The 16,750-nt window shown below is 64.9% G+C and carries 17 protein-coding genes; 9 read left to right on the top strand and 8 right to left on the bottom strand.

Annotated features, from left to right (window positions below; genetic code table 11):
• Positions 1-163: 163 nt before the first annotated feature.
• From J2R76_RS24930 to J2R76_RS24915, 5 genes are read left to right on the top strand one after another with little or no spacing between them, the layout of a single operon-like run.
• Positions 164-1,240 carry an amidohydrolase family protein gene (locus J2R76_RS24930; protein ID WP_076832583.1) on the top strand — a complete coding sequence of 359 codons (1,077 nt, stop codon included), beginning with the start codon at positions 164-166 and terminating at the stop codon, positions 1,238-1,240.
• The gene (locus J2R76_RS24925) at positions 1,237-2,346 is read left to right on the top strand and encodes an amidohydrolase family protein (protein WP_253625130.1); all 1,110 of its coding nucleotides are present in this window, start codon (positions 1,237-1,239) and stop codon (positions 2,344-2,346) included. Before J2R76_RS24930 ends, J2R76_RS24925 begins: the two co-directional genes overlap by 4 nt.
• Positions 2,347-2,399: 53 nt before the next feature.
• The gene (locus J2R76_RS24920) at positions 2,400-2,813 is read left to right on the top strand and encodes a Rieske (2Fe-2S) protein (protein WP_016846808.1); all 414 of its coding nucleotides are present in this window, start codon (positions 2,400-2,402) and stop codon (positions 2,811-2,813) included.
• Positions 2,814-2,864: 51 nt separating this feature from the next.
• A complete protein-coding gene (locus J2R76_RS41110; RefSeq protein ID WP_375166532.1) occupies positions 2,865-3,278 on the top strand; it encodes a methyltransferase domain-containing protein in 414 nt (137 codons plus the stop codon).
• Positions 3,179-3,460 carry a class I SAM-dependent methyltransferase gene (locus J2R76_RS24915; protein WP_253625129.1) on the top strand — a complete coding sequence of 94 codons (282 nt, stop codon included), beginning with the start codon at positions 3,179-3,181 and terminating at the stop codon, positions 3,458-3,460. The genes J2R76_RS41110 and J2R76_RS24915 overlap by 100 nt, the downstream gene beginning before the upstream one ends.
• 11 nt (positions 3,461-3,471) lie before the next feature.
• Here J2R76_RS24915 and tcuB read toward each other — a convergent pair whose 3' ends face one another.
• The 4 genes from tcuB to J2R76_RS24895 all read right to left on the bottom strand — a co-directional run bounded on the left by tcuB (position 3,472) and on the right by J2R76_RS24895 (position 8,608).
• Positions 3,472-4,575 carry a tricarballylate utilization 4Fe-4S protein TcuB gene (gene tcuB / locus J2R76_RS24910; RefSeq protein ID WP_253625128.1) on the bottom strand — a complete coding sequence of 368 codons (1,104 nt, stop codon included), beginning with the start codon at positions 4,573-4,575 and terminating at the stop codon, positions 3,472-3,474.
• A gap of 16 nt (positions 4,576-4,591) precedes the next feature.
• Complete coding sequence (gene tcuA / locus J2R76_RS24905) at positions 4,592-5,992, bottom strand: FAD-dependent tricarballylate dehydrogenase TcuA (RefSeq protein ID WP_253625127.1); 1,401 nt, start codon at positions 5,990-5,992, stop codon at positions 4,592-4,594.
• A 128-nt stretch (positions 5,993-6,120) separates the two neighbouring features.
• Entirely contained in the window at positions 6,121-7,431 is a 1,311-nt protein-coding gene (locus J2R76_RS24900; RefSeq protein WP_076832572.1) for an MFS transporter, read from the bottom strand.
• 277 nt (positions 7,432-7,708) lie between these two features.
• Positions 7,709-8,608: a transcriptional regulator GcvA gene (locus J2R76_RS24895; RefSeq protein ID WP_253625126.1), complete on the bottom strand. Its 900-nt coding sequence runs from the start codon at positions 8,606-8,608 to the stop codon at positions 7,709-7,711.
• A gap of 142 nt (positions 8,609-8,750) precedes the next feature.
• On the opposite strand from J2R76_RS24895, the gene J2R76_RS24890 reads away from it, so the two are divergent.
• Both J2R76_RS24890 and J2R76_RS24885 read left to right on the top strand, forming a co-directional pair.
• Complete coding sequence (locus J2R76_RS24890; protein WP_092085443.1) at positions 8,751-8,945, top strand: DUF1127 domain-containing protein; 195 nt, start codon at positions 8,751-8,753, stop codon at positions 8,943-8,945.
• A gap of 70 nt (positions 8,946-9,015) precedes the next feature.
• Positions 9,016-9,639: a GNAT family N-acetyltransferase gene (locus J2R76_RS24885; RefSeq protein ID WP_253625125.1), complete on the top strand. Its 624-nt coding sequence runs from the start codon at positions 9,016-9,018 to the stop codon at positions 9,637-9,639.
• Between the two features lie 172 nt (positions 9,640-9,811).
• On the opposite strand, the gene J2R76_RS24880 is transcribed toward J2R76_RS24885, so the two are convergent.
• Complete coding sequence (locus J2R76_RS24880) at positions 9,812-10,642, bottom strand: enoyl-CoA hydratase (protein WP_057020172.1); 831 nt, start codon at positions 10,640-10,642, stop codon at positions 9,812-9,814.
• Between the two features lie 237 nt (positions 10,643-10,879).
• Positions 10,880-11,581 carry an SDR family NAD(P)-dependent oxidoreductase gene (locus J2R76_RS24875; protein WP_253625124.1) on the bottom strand — a complete coding sequence of 234 codons (702 nt, stop codon included), beginning with the start codon at positions 11,579-11,581 and terminating at the stop codon, positions 10,880-10,882.
• A gap of 71 nt (positions 11,582-11,652) precedes the next feature.
• Here J2R76_RS24875 and J2R76_RS24870 point away from each other — a divergent pair, with 71 nt between their 5' ends.
• Positions 11,653-13,434, top strand: coding sequence for an acyl-CoA dehydrogenase family protein (locus tag J2R76_RS24870; protein ID WP_229193342.1), 1,782 nt, complete (start codon positions 11,653-11,655; stop codon positions 13,432-13,434).
• A 53-nt stretch (positions 13,435-13,487) separates the two neighbouring features.
• Positions 13,488-14,576 (top strand): Zn-dependent alcohol dehydrogenase, encoded by a 1,089-nt coding sequence (locus tag J2R76_RS24865; RefSeq protein ID WP_018269116.1) that lies wholly within the window; start codon positions 13,488-13,490, stop codon positions 14,574-14,576.
• A gap of 139 nt (positions 14,577-14,715) precedes the next feature.
• Here the strand turns inward: J2R76_RS24865 and J2R76_RS24860 are convergent, their stop codons facing one another.
• The gene (locus tag J2R76_RS24860; protein ID WP_057020071.1) at positions 14,716-15,069 is read right to left on the bottom strand and encodes a nuclear transport factor 2 family protein; all 354 of its coding nucleotides are present in this window, start codon (positions 15,067-15,069) and stop codon (positions 14,716-14,718) included.
• A 123-nt stretch (positions 15,070-15,192) separates the two neighbouring features.
• Positions 15,193-16,665, bottom strand: coding sequence for an amidase (locus J2R76_RS24855; RefSeq protein ID WP_253625123.1), 1,473 nt, complete (start codon positions 16,663-16,665; stop codon positions 15,193-15,195).
• Positions 16,666-16,750: the final 85 nt, after the last annotated feature.

Raw genomic sequence — 16,750 nt, 5'->3', positions numbered from 1 at the left:
TCTCGTTGCTTGCCATGAAAATCCCGTGGGGCGTCCTGCCCTCCTAGCACACCACGCAGCCCTTTGCCGAGTTGCAGGCCGCGGCATGGCCTGATTGAATGCAAGACAAGAACCAGGCGCCGCCCGACAAGCTTGTCGTGAGAGCGTGCGCGGAGGAAACATCATGACGTCGCCGATCGCGGGCGGCGTGGATTGCGATCTGCATCCCGCCGTGCCTCACCTCACCAGCCTGCTGCCGTACATGAACGACTACTGGCGCGACCAGGTGACGACGCGCGGCATGACCGACCTGATCTCGCAATCCTACCCGACCAATTCGCCGATCTCGTCGCGGCCGGACTGGCGTCCAGCGCAAGGCAAGCCGGGCTCGAGCCTTGCGGACATGCAGCGCCAGGCACTCGACCAGTTCGGCACGGCCTACGGCATCTGCAATCCGCTCTACGGCGTGCAGATGGTGTTCTCCGAGGACATGGCCGATGCGTTCTGCCGCGCGCTGAACGACTGGCTGGTCAAGGAATGGCTCGACAAGGACGATCGCCTGCGCGGCTCGATCGTGATCCCGGTGCAGAGCATCGAGAAGGCGGTCGCCGAGATCGAGCGCTGTGCGCAGGACAAGCGCTTCGTGCAGGTGTTGATGCTGGTGATGGGCGACATGCCGCTTGGCAAGCGGCACTACTGGCCGATCTACGCCGCGGCGGAACGGCTCGGCCTGCCGGTCGGCATCCATGCCGGCAGCGCCTATCACAATCCGCCGACCTCGGTCGGCTGGGGCTCCTATCACATCGAGGATTATGTTGCGCAGGCGCAGGCGTTCCAGACCCAGCTCACCAGCCTGATCGTCGAGGGCGTGTTCGCGCGCCATCCGAACCTGAAAATGGTGATGCTGGAGTCCGGCTTCACCTGGCTGCCGCCATTCCTGTGGCGGCTGCACAAGTTCTGGCGCGGCGTGCGCATGGAGACCCCGTGGGTCGACCGCGCGCCGCTGGAGATTGTGCGCAGCAACATCCGCTTCTCGCTGCAGCCGGTCGATGCGCCGCCGGACGGAGACACGCTGAACCGCCTGTTCGACCATATGCAGTCGGACGAATTGATCCTATTCTCGTCAGATTATCCGCATTGGCAGTTCGACGGTGACGAGGTGCTGCCGCACGGGTTGTCGCAGGATCTGGTACGCAAGATCATGATCGATAATCCGCATGCGACCTATGGCCGGCTCAAGGTGAAGGAGAAGACGCCATGAACATCCAGCTCCGCGAGCGTCCCGAAACCGCATCGCCGACCAGCATCAAGACCGCGATCGCCGACTGCGACATCCATCCGGCCCGCGCCACCAAGGATGAATTGTATCCTTATCTCGAAAAGCGCTGGCATGCGCATCTCGAGACCTTCGGCGTCCATGCCTATCAGGGCATGATGGGAGGCCCGCCCTATCCGAAGGCGCAGCCGAATGCGTCGCGCCGCGATGCCTATCCGCCGGAAGGAGGCCCGCAGGGCTCGTCGCTGTCCTTCATGCAGAAGCAGCACCTCGATCCCAACAATGTCGCGCTCGGCGTGCTCAACCCGCTCAACACCGGACAGGGCATCCGCAACCAGGATCTCGCCGGCGCGATCTGTTCGGCAATCAACGACTGGCAGATCGAGAAATGGACCAGCAAGGATTCCCGCCTGAAAGGCTCGGTCGTCGTCGCCAATGAGGATGGCATGTCGGCCGCCGCCGAAATCCGCAAGCGCGCGGGCGACACAAATTTCGTCCAGGTGCTGCTGCTCAGCCGCAATGTCGAGCCGCTCGGCCAGCGCCGTTACTGGCCGATCTATGAGGCGGCACAGGAAGCCGGCCTTCCGATCGGTGTGCACGCCTTCGGCTTCGGCGGCAACCCGATTACCGCGTCGGGGTGGCCGAGCTACTATATCGAGGAGATGGTCGGGCATTCGCAGTGCCAGCAGACCGCGCTGGCGAGCCTCGTGCTCGAGGGCGTGTTCGAGCGCTTCCCGAAACTGAAGATGGTGATGGTCGAGGCCGGCTTCGGTTGGGCGCCGTCGCTGGCCTGGCGGCTCGACAAGGTGTTTTCGCGGCTGCATGCCGAGGTGCCGCATCTGAAGCGCAAGCCGTCGGAATATATCCGCGACCACATCTGGTGGACGACGCAGCCGATGGAGGATCCGGAGAGCCGCGACCATCTGTTCCAGACCATCGAGTGGATCGGCTGGGACAGGCTGCTGTTCGCGACCGATTACCCGCATTGGGATTACGACGAGCCGTCGCGCGTGCTGCCGGCCGGCGTCAGCGATGCCAATCGCCAGGCGTTCTATCTCGACAACGCCAAGCAGCTGTACGGTATCGCATGATCCGAAAAAGTGGGAACCGGTTTTTCGAATCAGATCATGCGTGAGAACGATTGATGGCGCGGCATGTGATAGCCCCGGTGGACGAGCTGCCGCCGGGTTCGCGAAAATTTCTCGAGATCGACGGACGGCCGATCGCGGTCTTCAACGTCAAGGGCGAGTTCTTCGGCCTGCTGAACCGCTGCCCGCATCAGGGCGCGGCGCTGTGTGAGGGGCCGCTGATCGGGCTCGCGTCGTCGTCGGACCCCGGCGAAATCGAATACACCAAGCTCGGCGAGATCCTGCGCTGCCCCTGGCACGGCTGGGAGTTCGACATCCGCACCGGCCAGTCCTATTGCGACCCGCGCCGCTTCCGCGTGCGCGCCTATCCGGTCAGCGTCGAGCCGGGCACCAATGTGGTGAAGGGACCGTATGTCGCCGAGACCATCAAGGTCGCGGTGGAGAGTGACTACGTGGTGGTGGATTTGTAGCCGCGACCGTCCCGAAATCCTGTTCACCGGAGATGGCAATCGGTGAGCGTCATGCAAAGCATCCTCTTGCGTGCGTTTGGCCGTCCTCGGGGCCTCCTGGGGAGGCTCGGCGGCATGATCATGTCGCGCACCAATGCAGATTGCGGCGCGTGGGTCGCAGATCGCCTCGAGGTCGGACCTGACGACAGCGTGCTCGAAGTCGGGTTTGGTCCGGGCGTCGTCCTTCAACGCCTGTCGACATTGGTGCCGGCGGGACGCGTCGCGGGCATCGATCCGTCGCAGGAGATGGTCGGGCAAGCTCGAGCCCGGAACGCGGCCGCGATCGAGGATGGTCGTGTCGAGCTTTGGCTTGGCTCCGTGAGCGCATGCCATTCGATGCGGACAGCTTCGATGCGGCGCTGGCGATCAACTCGATGCAAGTCTGGCCGGACGCCGTCGCCGGGCTACGTGAGGTCCGTCGCGTGATGAAGCCGAGCGGCAGGATCGCACTCGGCTTTACGCGCTACTCCGGACAGCCCAAGGAAGGGGTGACGGAAAAGCTGGCAGCGGCCGGCTTCACGCAGGCTCAGCTGGTCGAGACAAATGAGTGGTTCTGTGCCCTGGCGACAAAGCCCGATGCAAGTGTAAGCCGGGCTACGCTGCACTAACCCACCACCATTCATTCCGCCATCATCTGCCGTTCGCGCGCATAGCGCACCAGCGCGACAAAGCGGTAGATACCGTGCACGAATTTGCCGTAGGGCATGGTGATGAACAGCGCGAACACCACGCCGAGATGCAGCGCCAGCAGCGGGCCCATCGCGGCGGTCTCGCGCCACAGCAGCAAGGCGAGGCCGGTGATGCTGGTCAGGAACAGCATCAGGATGAACGCGGTGTCCATGCCCATGCGCTGTTCGTCGACCAGCACGCGGTCGCGCTTCCATTTCTCCGACAGGAGTCCGAGCGGGCCGACCACGAGCCCGATGCCGCCGAGCGTGCCGAGCACGACGGGCAGGTCCCACCACGCATAAGGTGCCTCGCGCGCCAGGAGGTAGTGATACAACGTGCCGACGCAGGTCGCGGCGAAGCACAGCGCGAAGCCATAGAAGGTGAAGTGGTGATACAGCTTGCGGCGGTCGGTCGGCTGGTCGTCCTCGTTGAAGCAGCCGACACCGCCGCCGTCGAGATAGCGCAGCTCGCCGGCGTCGCGGACCGCCTGCAACAGCGCCTTCGCATCCGTCGTCATGCCGACCGGCTCGCCGATGTCGCGCCAGAACGCGCGCACGCCCATCACCAGCGCCAGGATCGCGTAGAGCAGGGCTAAGCCGAACAGCAGCGCCATCGCATTGTGCGGCATCAGTTTGTAGAACGCGCCGGGGCCGGTGTGGATGCCGGTGAGCACGCCGCGATCATTGACCGCGGCGAAGCCGAAGATAAAGGCGGCGACGCTGAGCGCTGCGATCAGGCTGATGACGAGGCCGTTGCGCGCGAACGCGCCGGCAAAGGCGCGCGGCCAGGCATAGGAGGCATAGGATTCGGCGCGCGCGACCGCGAGCGTCTTCGGTACATTGACGTTGAATTCGTGCGGCGGCGAGAACTGGCAGTCGGTGTAGCAGGCGCCGCAGCTATGGCAGAGGTTGGCGAGGTAGTTGAGATCGCCGTCGGAGAAGGCGCGGCGCATCTCCATCGCGGGAAACACCGCGCACAGGCCCTCGCAATAGCGGCAGGAATTGCACACCGTCATCAGACGGTCGGCTTCCTGCAAGATCCTCGTCCCGTGCATCGCGTCTGTCCCACCTTCAGTTCCGCGCATTCTTGGCTGCTTCCCGGCCGGCGACGCGGCCGAACACGCTGCCGATGGTCATGCCGATGCCGGCGGCATAGCCCTTGCCGAGCACGTTGCCGGCCATGATCTCGCCGGCGGCGAACATGTTGGCGGACGGCTTGCCGTCCTTCATCAGTATCCGCGCCTCCCTGTTCACGCGGGTGCCGAGATAGGTGAAGGTGATGCCGGGCCGCACCGGATAGGCGAGATAGGACGGCGTCTCGATCCGGCGCGCCCAATGCGTCTTCGGCGGCGTGATGCCTTGGGTAGCGCAGTCGTCGAGGATGGTGTGGTCGAAGGTGCCGGGCTGCACCGCGGCGTTGAACTCGGTGATGGTCTTTTCCAGCGCGGCCGCGTCGAGCTCGAGCTTGCCGGCGAGCTCGGCAATCGTCGCGCCCGCGATCGGCGGAAACAGCGTCGGCATGAAGCTCGTCACCACGGTCGAGTCGAAGATGATGTAGGCGATCTGGTCCGGCTGCGCGGCGACCAGCCGGCCCCAGATCGCATAGCGCTTGGGCCAGATGTCCTCGCCCTCGTCGTAGAAGCGCTCGGCATGCCTGTTGACGACGATGCCGAACACGACCGAATCGTGACGGGTGATGATGCCGCCGTCGAATTTCGGTGCGCGGGCGTCGATCGCCACCGCATGGCATTGCGTCGGATCGCCGATCTCCTGAACGCCCTTCGCGAGCAGCATCTTGAGGATCGCGCCGCGATTATAGGGTGTGCCGCGGATCAGGAAATTGTCGGCCGCATCGCCCCAGGATTCCTTCAGCCATTCGATGTTGGCCTCGAAGCCGCCGGCGGCCGCAACCAGGGTCGAGGCGCGGACCTCGGTCTTGCCGCCGACCGGCTGCTTCAGCTGCGCCGAAAGGAACATGCCGTCCTCGACCGTGAGATCGATGACCTCGGCATCGTAGAGGATGTCGACGCCGAGCTCCTCGGCGGTGCGATAGAGCGCGTTCAGCATCGCGCGCCCGCCGCCGAGGAAGAACGAGTTGGTGCGGCCAAGGCTCAGCGTGCCGCCGAGCGACGGCTGCCAGCGCACGCCCTGCTCGACGATCCAGTTCAGGATGTCCTTGGACTCGTGGATCATGAAGCGGGCCAGTTCCTCGTCGGTCTGGCCGCCGGTCACCAGCAGCAAATCCTTCCAGAACTCCTCCTCGGTGTAGGGACCGGTGAGGATCTCGGTCGCCGCGTCATGGGCGCAGCGCATGTTGCGGGTGTGGCGGGTGTTGCCGCCGCGATAGAATTTCGGGGCGCCTTCCAGCACCAGGACGGAAGCGCCGGCGCGCCGTGCGCTGATCGCAGCGCAGAGCGCGGCGTTGCCGCCGCCGATCACCAGCACGTCGAACCTGCGCGTCAGATCAACCATGCGCTCTTGTTATCGTTGTTGGCATGGAAAGCAACACGGCCGGACGCATGAGCATGATCCGGAAAAGCGTGTCGCGATTTTCCGGAGAAGTCATGCCCAGCGAGCCCACCCGGCCGCGAAGTGGAATATCAGGCCGCAACCGTCTCGCGCTGCTCGATGGTCTGGCCGCCACGATAGACGATCAGCGCGGCGACGATGCCGAGAGCTGCGGCGCACATCAGCCAGTAGCCGGGCGAAGCCTTGTCGCCGGTCTGCTGGATCAGCCAGGTCGAGGCGAACGGCGTGAAGGTGCCGAACAGCCCGGCCGCCAATGCAAAGGCCAGCGAGAAGCAGGTGGTGCGGACATGCGCCGGCACGATCTCGACCAGGCAGCCCAGCATGGTGCCGCTGTAGACGCCGAAATAGAACGAGAACATCATCTCGACCGCCAGCATCTTGCCGAACGAGGGATTGGTCACCAGCCAGTGCAGCGCCGGATAGGCCGTGATGAGGGACAGGCCGGCGATCGCCAGCAGCACCGGCTTGCGGCCGATCCGGTCGGACACCGCGCCGCCGACCGGATTCCATATGAAATTGGTCACCGCAACCAGCAGCGTCACCAGCAGCGCATCCTGGGTCGAGAGCTTCAGCACGGTCTTGCCGAAGGTCGGCGTATAGACGGTGACGAAGTAGAAGGTGGTGGTGGTCAGCACCGCGATCATCATGCCGAGCACGACGATGCGCCAGTTCGCGATCGCCGAGGCGAACACCTCGCTTGCGGTCGGATGCTTCTTCATCGCGAGGAACGCCGGGGTCTCCTCCAGCGTCCGGCGCAGGAAGAAGATCACCGGGATGATCAGGCAGCCGACGAAGAACGGGATGCGCCAGCCCCAGGAGGCCACGGTCGCGGCCGGCATGCTCTCGCTGAGGACGAAGCCGAGGATCGAGGCGACGAAGATCGCGACCTGCTGGCTCGCCGACTGGAACGAGGTGTAGAAGCCGCGATTGCCGGGCGTGGCGATCTCCGCGAGATAGACCGAGACGCCGCCGAGCTCGACGCCGGCGGAGAAGCCCTGCAGCAGGCGCGCGATCAGCACGATGATCGGCGCCGCAATGCCGATGGTCGAATAGCTCGGGCAGAGCGCGATCACCACGGTGCCGATAGCCATGATCGACAGCGTCACGATCAGGCCCTTGCGGCGGCCGATGCGGTCGATATACGCGCCGAGCACGACGGCGCCGACCGGGCGCATCAGGGCGCCGAGCCAGAACACGCCGAACGCGTTGAGCAGCGCCGCGGTCTCGTTCTCGGAGGGGAAGAAGGCCTTCGCAATCGCCTGGGCGTAGAAGCCGAACAGGAAGAAGTCGAACTGCTCGAGGAAATTGCCGCTGGTCGCGCGCAGGATGGCGCCAAGACGCGATTTGATCTGCGGGACTTGCGATGAACTCGACTGCGACATAACGCCCTTCCTCCCCGTGACAAAAACGGCCGGCGCAAATTGTCTCGCCGGCCAAAGCAGTTAACTGCCATGTGCGGCAATTTGGCACGGCTGTCCGGCGCGACCAACCCGGAATCACGCGGGGGGCTATGGGAAAAAAGCCGTAGGTGGAAATCGCAGGGAGCCTTTCGAGCGAAGGGGATATTGGTTCGCGCGAAGAAACCTCGTCAAAACAACGATCTGGCGCTTTGGCCCAGGTCCAATCAGAACCGAAGCTCCGGCCGGCGCGTGCGCCGCATCAAGGCGCGGCGTGCGCCGTTGTGCCGAGCCAGCTCCGGAACGCGGAGAGCTTTGGCGTATCGGCGCGTCCCTGCGGCGAAACCAGGTAGAAGCCGGCGTCGGCCGGTAGCGCGATCTTGAAGGGAACCACGAGGCGACCCTTGGCGATGTCGTCCTGCACATAGGAGGTGCGGCCCATCGCGATGCCGATGCCGTCGATCGCGGCCTGGATCGTCACGAACAGCAGGTCGAAGGTGACGCCGGGCTGCTTGGAAATATCGGTCGGCAGCCCCGCCGCGGTCAGCCACAGCCGCCAATCGTCGCTGTTGGCGTTGCTGGTGTGCAGGAGCGTGTGATCCCTGAGGTCTTCAGGGCATTTCAGCGGCCTGGTGCCCTGCAGCAGCGACGGGCTGCACACCGGAAAGAGCTCATCCGCCATCAGCCAGTCGGCACGCAGGCCCGCCCATTGGCCGCGGCCATAGCGGATCGCCGCGTCGACCTTGTCGCGCTGGAAGTCGACCAGGCTGGTCGAGGTGGTGATGCGAACGTCGATGCCGGAATGCGCCTCCTGGAAGGCCGACAGCCGCGGCAGTAGCCATTTGGCGGCAAGCGATGCCAGCGTCGAGACCGTCAGCACGTGATCGTCGTCCCGGCGCAACAGGCGATCCGTGGCGAGCCTGAGGTCGTTGAAGGCGGCCCGGACGCCGGGAAGGTATTCGGCAGCCTCCGGCGTCGGGCTCAGCGAGCGGTTTTGGCGGACGAACAGGCGGACGCCGAGCTCCTCCTCAAGCCGCCGGATCTGATGGCTGATCGCGGTCTGCGTCACGTTCAGTTCGGACGCCGCCAGCGTGAAGCTCATATGCCGCGCGGCGGCCTCGAACGCCCTCAGGCCATTCAGCGAAGGCAGGCGGCTGGTCATCTCTGGGGCGTCTCCAAATACATGACTTTAATTCATGCGAAACGGTACAAAGTGTCGTTTGTGAGCGGGCCGAATAGCCCCGATATTACCGCCAACAGGTTACCGACAGGAGCCGCAGATGTCCATTTTCACCCATGAACCGATGACAAATCATCATACGCCAAATCATCACGCATCGGGCCTGCTGAACCAGGTCGGCGAGACGCTGCATGTCTGGTGGGAGCGCTACGAGCGCCGCCGCGAGCTGTCGCAGTGGACCGAGCGCGACCTGCACGACATCGGCATGTCCCGCAGCGACATCGTGTTCGAGACCGAGAAGCCGTTCTGGCGGGCCTGAGAAGGACGCCACCGCTGGCGTCGCCTCGATCGAGGGACGCTGGCTAATTTCTTCACCCGAGGAGCGTGTCATGGTTGCGCTGCATCTCGACGATCTCAAGCAATACTCTGACGTGCTGCGCGCCAAGAACGGCAGCGAGGTCAAGGTGCGCTTCGTCGAGCCGCGCGACCGCGAAGAGCTGCAGAGCTACATCCGCTCGCTCTCCGCGGTGTCCCGTTACAACCGCTTCCTGGGCGCGTTGAGCGAGCTGCCGAAGACGGAGCTCGAACGTTTCATCCATGTCGGCGAGGCTGACCGGTTCACGGTGGTCGCGACGATGCCGGTCGATGGCTTTGAGACCATCGTCGGCGAAGCCCGCTACGCCTTCCATGCCGATACGTCGAGCGTCGAGTTCGGCCTGTCGATCGATGATCGGTGGCAGGGCCACGGCATTGGCAAGGCGCTGCTCAGGAATCTCGAATGCCGTGCGGCGTCCTTCGGAGCCGAACGCATCTTCGGCGACACGCTGCGTTCCAATGCGACGATGATCGGCCTCGCCCGCAAGTCGGGCTACGCCTTCACCCAGAGCCCCGGCGACTGGAAGCTGGTACGCTTCGTGAAAGAGATCCACGTCGAACCGCAAGACATTCCCTGTGCCAGCTGGCGGCTTGCCGCCACTTCCCGCTTGGCCGCGATGTCCTCGCTTGCGGTTTGACTGACTAGGCCCGGTTCTGGCCCCTCCAGAACCGGGCCCTTTTCTTTTCCCAACCGGTGCCGCGACTGCTACTCGTCATGCGCGGGCTTGACCCGCGCATCCATTGAGCGAAAGCGTTTCTTTCGATGCATTGCCGGGTCAGGCCCGGCAATGACGGGACACCGAACTGGGATCAACTCCCCCGAAACACCGGCTTGCGCTTCTCGATGAAGGCCTGCACCGCCTCCTTGTGATCGGCAGTCGTGGTGAGGCGGATTAGCCGCTCGGCCTCGTGGTCGCGTGCGGTGGCGAAGTCGAACTGCAGCGCCTCGTCGAGATTGTCCTTCATGTAGCGCAGCGCCAGCGTCGGGCCTTCGGCGATGGACTTCGCCAGCGCAAAGGCGTCGTCCTGCAGCGTTTCGTCCGGCACCACGCGATTGACGAGACCGATCTGCTCGCATCTCGTGGCGTCGACCTTCTCCGAGGTGAACATCAGCTCGCGGGCGCGCGAGGTGCCGACCAGCCGCGTCAACAGCCATGCCATGCCGTAATCGCCGCTCAGCGCCACGCGCAAGTAACCGGTCGAGATGAAGGCGGATTGCGCCGCGATCCGGATGTCGCAGGCCATCGCGATCGCAAGGCCGGCGCCGACCGCGGGACCGGGAAGGGCAGCAATGGTCGGCTTGCGCACCGAGGCCAGCGAGCCGGTGAGCAGGCGCTGGCGCTCCTGCAAATCCGCGACCTTGTCCTCATAGGACATTTCGAGCTTCTTTTTGTCGCGATGCGCGCCCATGCCCTTGACGTTGCCGCCGGCGCAGAACGCCTTGCCGGCGCCGGTGACGAGCAGCACGCCGACCTCGGGGTTCTCGCCGCAGGTCTTGATCATCGTGCGCAGCGCCGGCGTCAGTGTGTCCGACAGCGAGTTGCGGGCGTCCGGGCGATTCAGCGTGATGACGGCGACGCGATCGCGGATCACGCAGAGCAGTTCGTCGGTGCCGGTCTCGATCTTGATTTCAGCGGTCATGTCGTCGCTCCCCATGTCTGTTTGTTTCGTCATTCCGGGATGGTGCGCTAGCACCAGACCGGAATCTCGAGATTCCGGGTCTGGTGATAGCGCACCATCCCGGAATGACGGTGAAAGTTACTTCACGCGGTGAGCAAAAGGCGCCAAGCCTCGTGCGCACCGCCTCACAGCTTGCTCGCGATCTTGATCACGTTGGCGTTTCGTCCAGCCTACGCTGCTTACATGATCTTCGTCATCTCAAAACTTCTCAACCCAGGGCCGCAATTCCAGCTCCCAGGTCCAGGCACTGCGCGGCTGCTGCAGCACGCTCCAGTAGCTCAGTGCAATCGCGTCGGGATCGAGCATCGAGTCCGGCCGGTCGGCGGGCTCGGCGCGGGCAGCGCTGCGGATGCCGCCGTCGATCACGAAATGCGCGACGTGAATACCCTGCGGCGACAGTTCGCGCGCCATGCTCTGCGCGAGGCCGCGCAAGGCGAACTTGCCCATCGCGAACGGCGCCGATTGCGCATAGCCCTTCACGCTGGCGGAGGCGCCGGTGAACAGGATTGCGCCCTTCTTGTTGGGCAGCATGCGCTTCGCCGCCTCCTGCGCCACCAGGAATCCGCCGAACGCCAAGACCGCGATCGCCTGTTCGACCTCTGAAGGGACCAGTTCGACGAAGGGCCCGCGCGAGCGGCCGGAGGCGTTGTAGACCACGAGATCAGGCGTTCCGATCTCGCGCTCGACCAGACCAAAAAGACGTTCGACATCCTCGGCCTTGGTGGCGTCGCAGGCGTAGGCCCGCGCGCCTGTTTCGGTGCAGAGCGCGCCGAGCTTCTCGATGCTGCGGGCGCCGAGTGCCACACGAATTCCCTCCCGCGAAAATAGCCGCGTCAGCGAGGCGCTGAGGCCCTCGCCGGCGCCGACGATCAGGGCGATCTTGTATTTTGGAATATCCATTGGGCTTTCCTTTGCTCGGCCGGAGGAGGATAGTCGTGCCCAAACAAATGAGCACCGAAGCCGGGAATTCAATGCAGCCGCACAAGCAGGATCCGAAAACGTCAGCCGCCAGCCAGCCGGGCCTGCTGGCGCCCGACACGACGGGAATGAATTTCTACCGGGCCGATCCGGCGCTGACCGATCTTCTGAAGCTGCATTTGCCCGATGCATTGTTCCGCCATATCGAGCCGCATCTCGACCGCCTCGGTGGATTGGCCGGAGGCTATCTCGACGAATGCGCGCGGCTTGCCGACCGGCATACGCCGGTGTTGCACCAGCGCGACAAGTTCGGCCGCGACGTGCAGCACATCGAATATCATCCGGCCTATCGCGAGATCGAGAAGGCCGCGTTCGGCGAGTTCGGCATTCACGCGCTGTCGCTCCGCAAGGGCATCATGGGCTGGCCCGACAAGTATCCTGTCGTCGCCAAGCACGCCTTCACCTTCCTGTTCAACCAGACCGAATTCGGCATGGGCTGCCCGATCAACGTCACCGACGGGTGCGCCAAGCTGCTGGCAAATTTCGGCAGCGAGGCATTGAAGGCGAAATATCTCGACGGCCTGACCCAGACCGACATGAGCAAGCTGACGCAGGGCGGCCAGTTCATGACCGAGAAGGAGGGCGGCTCCGATGTCGGCACGCTGACCACGCGCGCCGTGCAGGAGGGCGACCACTGGCGGCTCTATGGCGAGAAGTGGTTCTGCTCCAACGCCGATGCCAAGGTGGTGATGCTGCTGGCGCGGCCGGAAGGCGCCGGGCCGGGCACCCGCGGCGTCGGCCTGTTCCTGATGCCGCGTTTCCTCGACGACGGTTCGCAGAACCATTACCGGATCGTGCGGTTGAAGGACAAGCTCGGCACCCGCTCGATGGCCTCGGGCGAGATCAAGTTCGACGGCGCGATCGCCTACGCCGTCGGCAAGCTCGACCGCGGCTTCGTGCAGATGGCCGAGATGGTGAACTCGTCGCGGCTCTCCAACGGCGTGAAATCGACTGCGCTGATGCGCCGCGCCTGGCACGACGCGATGACAGTGGCGCGTGGCCGCGTGGTGTTCGGCCAGCGCATCATCGACCTGCCGCTGGCGCGGCGGCAGCTGATGAAGATCATGCTGCCGACCGAACAGGCGCTGTCGATGAGCTTTTTGACCGCTGACGCGCTCGACCGCGCCGAGGCCGGCAGTCAGGACGCCGCGGCGCTGCTTCGCATCCTGACGCCGACGCTGAAATTCCGCGCCACTCGCGACGCCCGAAAGGTCTGCGGCGATGCGATGGAGATGCGCGGCGGCATCGGCTACATCGAGGAATTCGTCACGCCGCGGCTGCTGCGCGACGCGCATCTCGGCTCGATCTGGGAGGGCACCGGCAATATCGTCGCGATCGATGCGCTGAAGCGTGCGGTCGGCCGCCATGGCGCCGACAATGCTTTCGCCGCCGATCTGCATGCGCGGCTCGATGATAGCGCGAATGTTCCGCAAGCCTGGCGCAACCGGCTGCGCGATCTTAGCGACCGTGCGGTCGCGTTTGCGCGCGAGGTGGCGAGCCGCATCGACAATGAGGGCGATGCGCGCCGCGCCACCAGCCTGCTCTATCATGTCGCAAGCGCGGTCGCGCTGGCGTGGGAGGGCGGGCGCATCCACCAGATGCGCGGCGATGCGCGTCGGCTGTTGCTGTCGCGGATGGTGATCGACCACCGCGTGCTGCCGGGCGATCCGTTCCGGCTAACGGAAAATACCGTTCAGCGCAGGATGACCGAGCACCTGCTCGGCGATCGCGCGGTCGGCATGGCCGAGGTTGGCGAATTGCTTGACGCAGCGTAGGCTGCTGCGCGAGCGAACTTTTCAAACAATCAAAAACGTCAAGGGAGACCCCGATGAAGGCCGCCGTCCTGCATGAAGTCAATCAACCGCTGGTGATCGAGGATGTCAGCGTGCCCAATCCGGGGCCGCGCGAGGTCTTGATCCGCACCGCGGTCGCGGGCCTCTGCCATTCCGATCTGCACTTCATGGAAGGCCTCTATCCGCATCCGCTGCCGGCGGTGCTCGGCCATGAATCGGCCGGCGTGGTTGAGAAGGTCGGCTCCGACGTCAATTACGTGAAGCCCGGCGATCACGTCGTCACCTGCCTGTCGGTGTTCTGCGGCACCTGCGACAACTGCACCACCGGCCGCACCGTGCTGTGCACCGACACCACGGTGAAGATGCTGCCCGGCGCCTCCAACCGCCTGTCATGGGGCAGGAAGGAGAAGCTCAACCAGTTCCTCAATCTGTCGTCGTTCGCCGAGCAGATGCTGGTGCACGAGAACGCCATCGTGAAGATCAAGAAGGAGATGCCGCTCGATCTCGCCGCGCTGATCGGCTGCGGCGTCATCACCGGTTATGGCGCGGTGGTGAACACCGCGAAGGTGACCGCCGGCGAGACGGTGGCTGTGATCGGTTGCGGCGGCGTCGGCATGGCCGCGATCAACGGTGCGCAGATCGCCGGCGCCGGCCGCATCATCGCGATCGATACCAATCCGGCCAAGTTGCAGCTTGCGACCAAGCTCGGCGCCACCGATATCGTCGATCCGGCCCGCGGCGACGTGGTCCAGCAGGTGCGCGAGCTCACCGGCGGCGGCGTGCAGCACTCCTTCGAGGTGCTCGGCCGCAAGGACACCGCCGAGCAGGCCTTCGCCATGCTGGCGGCGGGCGGCACCGCGACCATCGTCGGCATGATCCCGTTCGGCCAGAAGATCGAGCTGCACGGCTTCGACTTCCTGCGCGAGCGCCGCATCCAGGGCTCGTCGATGGGCTCCAACCACTTCCGCGTCGACATGCCGCGCCTCGTCGACTTCTACATGCGCGGCAAGCTGCATCTGGAAGACTGGATCTCGGCCAAGCTGAAGCTCTCCGAGATCAACGAGGGCTTTGCCAACATGAAAGCCGGCAAGACGCTGCGCAGCGTGATCATGTTTGATAGCTGAGCGTGTGTCGTCCCGGCGTAGGCCAGGGACCCATACGCCGCGGCCTCGCTTTGGGCACGTGGGTGGACGACTTTCTTTACTCACCACAAGCTGCGGTGGTTATGGGTCCCGGCCTGCGCCGGGACGACACCTGAATCGCTCACCGCGCGACATGCGCGGATACCGCGCGCCATTTTCCGTTCTGCCGCGCCCAGCAATCGGTATAGCGGCCGTGCGCCGGCTCACCGTCCGCGTTGGTGTAGCTGGTCTGGGCGTGGATGATGGCGAAATCGCCGAGGATGCGGATTTTGACGTCCTCGGCCTTCAGGCCCTTGATCTTCACCGGGATCGCGGTCTGCTTCAGGAAGGCAGCGCGGTCGACCAGGCTCTTGTCGGGATTGGTGCAGTAGAAGTCCTGCGCCAGAATTTCGTCGAAGCGCTTGACGTCGCAGTTCTGAACGGAGTCAACGTAGTCCTTGTTGAGCTTTGTCAGCTCCTCGAGATCGTTGCTCATTGGCCTTCTCCCTGGTTTTGTTGTCCGTCATTGCGAGCGCAGCGAAGCAATCCATCTCGCCGCTCGTTGAGATATGGATTGCTTCGTCGCTTCGCTCCTCGCAATGACGGTTTTTTCCAGCACCTAATCATCGAACATCTTCGGCGGCACGAAGCCGCCGAATTCGTGCTCGATCAGCTCGGCGAGCTTGAGCGGCGTGCGGTCCTCGAGCCATGGGCCGACGATCTGCACGCCGACCGGCAATCCGTCGGGCGCAAAGCCGGTCGGGATCGCAGTCGAAGGCAGGCCGGGCAGGGTCGCGATGCCGGGCCAGGCGAGCTGGTCGGTGTAGATGTAAGGCTCGCCGTCGATCAGGATTCGCCGCTGCTCCTGGTCGGGCTCATGATCGTGCGGATAGGCCGGCGTTGGCATGATCGGGCAGATCACCGCGTCGAACGACTTGAACAGCTCGCGCCATTGCGCGCGCAACCGCGAGCGGGCGACCGTCGCCTGCACCCAGTCGCGGTGGCTGAGCGCGATGCCGCGCAGCCGCTCGGCCTGCAGGCTGGTGTCGCCGACGGGCAGCGCGGCCGCCGCCGCGCAGGCGCCGGCATAGACCTCCGGCGGGAAGGTCGCGGCGAGGAACGACAGCAGCATCCGCATATAGAGCCGCGAGGACGCCGCGAAATCCGGCAGCAGCGGGCTCGAACGCGATATCTTTGCGCCGGCCTTGTCGAGGTGGCTGGCGAGCTTGTCGATGCTGCCGCGCACCGCCTTGTCGGTCGGCAACACCGGATCGGTGTCGATGACGAGGATCCGGAAATCCTTCAGGCTGGCGTGGCGCGCCGCAGGCAGGTCGAGGCGATAGGCCTTGCCGGCATCGAGCGGATCGGGAACCGCCATCACGTCGAGCAGCAGCGACAGGTCGGTCGCGCCGCGCGCCATCGGGCCGGTTACCGCAAGGTCGCGCTCATAGATGATGGGCGGCGCCGGCGGCGCGGTGTGGCCGCGCGACGGCAGCAGCGCGAAGGTCGGCTTGTGCGCATAGACGCCGCAATGAAACGCCGGCACGCGCAGCGAGCCGCCGATGTCGGAGCCGAGCGACAGCGCGCCGTAGCCCGCGGCGAGCGCCGCCGACGATCCGCCGGAGGAGCCGCCCGGTGTGCGGCCGAGGTCGTAGGGATTGTTGGTGGTGCCGTAGATCTCGTTGTAGCTCTGCCAGTCGGCGAGCCCGACCGGCACGTTGGTCTTGCCGAGGATGACGCCGCCGGCGTCCTTCACGCGCTGAATCGACAGCGCGTCCTCGGTCGGGACAAAATCCTTTTGCGGCAGGAAGCCCCAGGTCGTCGGCAAGCCGGCGACGTTGAAGGATTCCTTCACCGTCATGGGGATGCCGAGCAGCGGCCTGTGCTCGCCGCGCGCGATCGCGGCATCCGCAGCGCGCGCAGCGGCGAGGCCGCGCTCGAAGTCGCGCACGCAGACCGCGTTGACCTTGCCGTCGTGGCGCTCGATGCGGCCGATCGCGTCCTGTGCGAGTTCAACCGCCGAGACCTTTTTGTTACGCAGCGCCTCCGACAATTCGACGGCGGTCTTGAAGCTGTATTGCGATTTGGCCACGGCGTGCTCCCGGTTTGTTGTTGGCGCGATGATGGGCAGTTTGGCTGTCGCCCGCAAGCGCTGTAGCCGTGACGTTGTCGCCGTG

It is taken from the genome of Bradyrhizobium sp. USDA 4532 (genome assembly GCF_024171315.1).
GTDB lineage: Bacteria > Pseudomonadota > Alphaproteobacteria > Rhizobiales > Xanthobacteraceae > Bradyrhizobium > Bradyrhizobium australafricanum.
This window is presented reverse-complemented; position numbering and strand designations above follow the sequence as displayed.